The following is a 3095-nucleotide window of genomic DNA, read 5'->3' on the forward strand; positions in this document are numbered from 1 at the left end:
ACGCGGCGTTCGATGCTCTCGGCGGCTCCCCGGAATGGCACGGCCGGATCTGGGATGCGGCGGCCCTGCCCTCGCCCGCCTGACAAGGCTGGGTCGCGCCCACCTTGGGACTTCGCCGGTTGCGGGCAGGCTTGGACAGGGCCGCGTCGGCACGCGGATCTCGATGGATGGGAAAGGCCGCTGCAACCGTCATGTTCTGGTTGTGAGTCCTGAGCCGGGAACGTTTGACCCTCTCGCCTGTTTATTTTTCCAGATGATATCTTTTCGTTTACCTTGAGGAGTTGATCGTGGCCAAACTTGCGCTGTACGTGCCACTGAAGGCCAAGGCCGGAAAAGAAAGCGATGTCGCCGATTTTCTCACCTCGGCGCTACCGCTCGTTCAAGCCGAGCCCGGTACCCTGACCTGGTATGCGATCCAGGAAGGTCCCGGTGCGTACGCGATCTTTGATACGTTCGACACAGAGGAAGATCGGCAGGCGCATCTTAACGGCAAGGTTGCCGCCGCACTGATGGACAAGGCGGATGAGCTGTTTTCCGAACCGCCGCAGATCCATAAGTTCACCCTACTGGCAGCTAAATAAATAGCAGAGTGCTCGGCACCATTCCGTCGGGCTTGGGCGAACGGCAGATCGCTGCCGTACGCTGTGCCGTGATGTGCGTGCTGTCGATCATGATGGTCTCGCCGTCGGCGCCCGGCTGGGCGAACTCGACGAAGATCCGGGCGAAAACGCCCATCTGCGACCAGTGAGATTCAGACCGAGCTGCCTCAAGACAATTTATGGGGTCTGACCCTGGAATCTGAAGGGTGAGCTTTCAGAAAGCCACGCAAATATTAGCGGAGCTGCGGGTGCCCACGCGGCATTGTACCTTAGTCAAGCAGGAGAAAGCCTATGCGCGCCCTCACTTTTCAAGGGACCGGCAAGGTCCAGGTCGACACTGTCGATGACCCGACCATCGAGGAAACGACTGACGTCGTGATCCGAGTCACTTCGACCGCGATCTGCGGATCCGACCTGCATCTTTACGACGGCTTCATCCCCGAGGTTCGCAAGGGTGACGTGCTGGGTCATGAGTTCATGGGTGAAATCGTCGCCATCGGTAAGGGCGTCGGCAAGCACAAGGTTGGCGACCGGGTCTTGGTGCCCTTCAACATCGCCTGTGGCAACTGCGATTTCTGCCGTGTCGATGCCTTCTCGTTGTGCGAGAACACGAACCCTGATCACGAAAAGGTGGAAAAGCTTTATGGCCAGTCGGGTGGGGGGATGTTCGGCTATTCGCATCTTTTCGGCGGATACGCCGGCGGCCAAGCCGAACTGGTCCGTGTGCCGCACGCCGACGTGGGGCTGCTGGCCGTTCCCGAAAGCCTGCCCGACGAAAAGGTGCTGTTCCTGACCGACATCTTCCCGACCGGCTACCAGGCGGTCGAACAGATCGGCACCGGTCCGGGCGACATTGTGGCGGTCTGGGGCGCGGGGCCGGTGGGCCAGTTCGCCGTCCGCTCGGCGCTGATGCTGGGGGCGGAGCGCGTCTTCTCGCTGGACTTCGAAAAGGGTCGGCTGGCGCTGGCGCGCGAAGCGGGTGCCGAGACGATCGACCTGTCCGAACAGGACAGCTATGCGAGCCTGATGGAACTGACGGTCGGAAAGCTCCCAAATCGCTGCGTTGACGCCGTCGGGATGGAGGCACATGGCGCGTCGGTCATCGGTAATGTTTATGACAGGGTGAAGACGACGTTGATGATGGAAACCGACCGGCCGAACGCACTGCGCGATGCGATCATGTGCTGCCGCAAGGGCGGAGCTGTATCGATCCCTGGCGTCTATGCAGGACTGGTGGACAAGTTTCCCATCGGCGCCGCCTTCGGCAAGGGCCTGATGCTGCGGGGCGGGCAGACCAACACCCGCGCCTACATGGACCGCCTGCTAAAGCGGATCGAGGCGGGCGAGATCGATCCCAGCGTCATCATCACCCATCGTGGCACGCTCGAGGACGGTCCCGGCTTTTACGAGTCCTTCCGGGACAAACGTTCGGAATGTGTCAAGTGCGTAATGACACCCTGAGGTCTCGCTCCTGACCAGGTCACCCGGCGTCCTCCGCTTGTCGCGGTTGGCGTCGGACTCGACCGTGCTGCCATCTGCCATCGATGAGCTCACCTGCCCCGCCGACCAGGTCGGCATCCATGCAGCGCCAAACGGATACCGTTTGTAGGACATTGCCTTTGACCTGCCCCCGGTCGTCCCTCGTTCATAACGAGAGTCCTTGGGGTTGATATTGGTTGGTTTCGGTGTGGCAAGCGCGCCGGGCGCGGAGCCCTCAGATTGCTCAAGCGCTCAGCGCGCGTCGGACGGGGTCTTGTTGCCCAGCGAGGAATGGGGCCTGACGTTGTTGTAGTCGTAACGCCAGAGGGCCAGTTTGCGGCGGGCATCAGCCAAGCTGTCGAAGATTTCCTCAGGCATTCGTCGCGCAGGCTGCCGTTGAAGCTTTCGATGTAGCCATTCTGCTGCGGCTTGCCCGGGTCGATGCAGTGCCATTCGACGCCGTTCGCGTTGGCCCATTTCAGGATGGCCTTGCTGGTGAACTCGGTTCCGTTGTCGCTGACGGTGGCCCGGTGCCTAAACTTGGAAAGGATCGATGATGCGGAGCCTGCCTTCGACCAGCATGCCGTCCTGCATGTCCTCGCTCAGCAGTCGGTCGCAGCCGTTCACCAGTGCGGCCGCTACGATCATCGCATCATAAACAGAAAACCCGTAACGTCCACCCAAGGCCAAGCCAACGCGATGCACCTCGGCCGTCAGATCGCATACCGGACACACCGCTTGAACTTCGGCGAGAAACTCGGCGGCTTCGTGCCAGCTCATGCGGGCCTTGCGGATGCAGTTGGCCAGCGTCTCGTTCAGCACTTGCACACTGATCGTCCCGCCGCTGGCGACGACTTCGGCGGCGCGGTCTGCCTTGGGGCCATCGTCCAGCAGATAGAGAATGACATTTGTATCGAGGAAATCAGCGCTCATTCGCCGCGTCACGGCACAGGCGGTCCGCAGCGGGCAGCCTGCCGCGGAAGCGGCGCAACCCATCCAGGAGCTCAGCCGGCGTAG

The 3095-nt window shown here is 61.5% G+C and carries 4 protein-coding genes and 1 pseudogene; 2 read left to right on the top strand and 3 right to left on the bottom strand.

Annotated features, from left to right (window positions below):
• The first annotated feature begins 287 nt into the window (after window positions 1-287).
• Window positions 288-581 (top strand): putative quinol monooxygenase, encoded by a 294-nt coding sequence (locus tag ACFHYO_RS15980; RefSeq protein WP_394321720.1) that lies wholly within the window; start codon window positions 288-290, stop codon window positions 579-581.
• On the opposite strand, the gene ACFHYO_RS15985 is transcribed toward ACFHYO_RS15980, so the two are convergent.
• A complete protein-coding gene (locus ACFHYO_RS15985) occupies window positions 574-735 on the bottom strand; it encodes a hypothetical protein (protein WP_394321722.1) in 162 nt (53 codons plus the stop codon). The two genes, ACFHYO_RS15980 and ACFHYO_RS15985, sit on opposite strands and share 8 nt — an antisense overlap.
• 155 nt (window positions 736-890) lie before the next feature.
• Here ACFHYO_RS15985 and ACFHYO_RS15990 point away from each other — a divergent pair, with 155 nt between their 5' ends.
• Window positions 891-2060 (top strand): zinc-dependent alcohol dehydrogenase, encoded by a 1170-nt coding sequence (locus ACFHYO_RS15990; protein ID WP_394321724.1) that lies wholly within the window; start codon window positions 891-893, stop codon window positions 2058-2060.
• Window positions 2061-2244: 184 nt separating this feature from the next.
• On the opposite strand, the pseudogene ACFHYO_RS15995 reads toward ACFHYO_RS15990, so the two are convergent.
• Both ACFHYO_RS15995 and ACFHYO_RS16000 read right to left on the bottom strand, forming a co-directional pair.
• Window positions 2245-2599 (bottom strand): annotated as a pseudogene (locus tag ACFHYO_RS15995) (integrase core domain-containing protein); the annotation flags it as partial.
• Window positions 2600-2612: 13 nt separating this feature from the next.
• Window positions 2613-3011 carry a PIN domain-containing protein gene (locus ACFHYO_RS16000; RefSeq protein ID WP_394321726.1) on the bottom strand — a complete coding sequence of 133 codons (399 nt, stop codon included), beginning with the start codon at window positions 3009-3011 and terminating at the stop codon, window positions 2613-2615.
• Window positions 3012-3095 lie beyond the last annotated feature (84 nt).

The organism is Paracoccus panacisoli, assembly GCF_042435015.1.
In the GTDB taxonomy this organism is placed as follows: Bacteria; Pseudomonadota; Alphaproteobacteria; order Rhodobacterales; family Rhodobacteraceae; genus Paracoccus; species Paracoccus panacisoli.

Bases quoted from the DNA above. Each gene is read 5' to 3' on its own strand.
- ACFHYO_RS15990 (WP_394321724.1), top strand. From the start codon at position 891: ATGCGCGCCCTCACTTTTCAAGGGACCGGCAAGGTCCAGGTCGACACT.
- ACFHYO_RS15985 (WP_394321722.1), bottom strand. From the start codon at position 735: ATGGGCGTTTTCGCCCGGATCTTCGTCGAGTTCGCCCAGCCGGGCGCC.
- ACFHYO_RS16000 (WP_394321726.1), bottom strand. From the start codon at position 3,011: ATGAGCGCTGATTTCCTCGATACAAATGTCATTCTCTATCTGCTGGAC.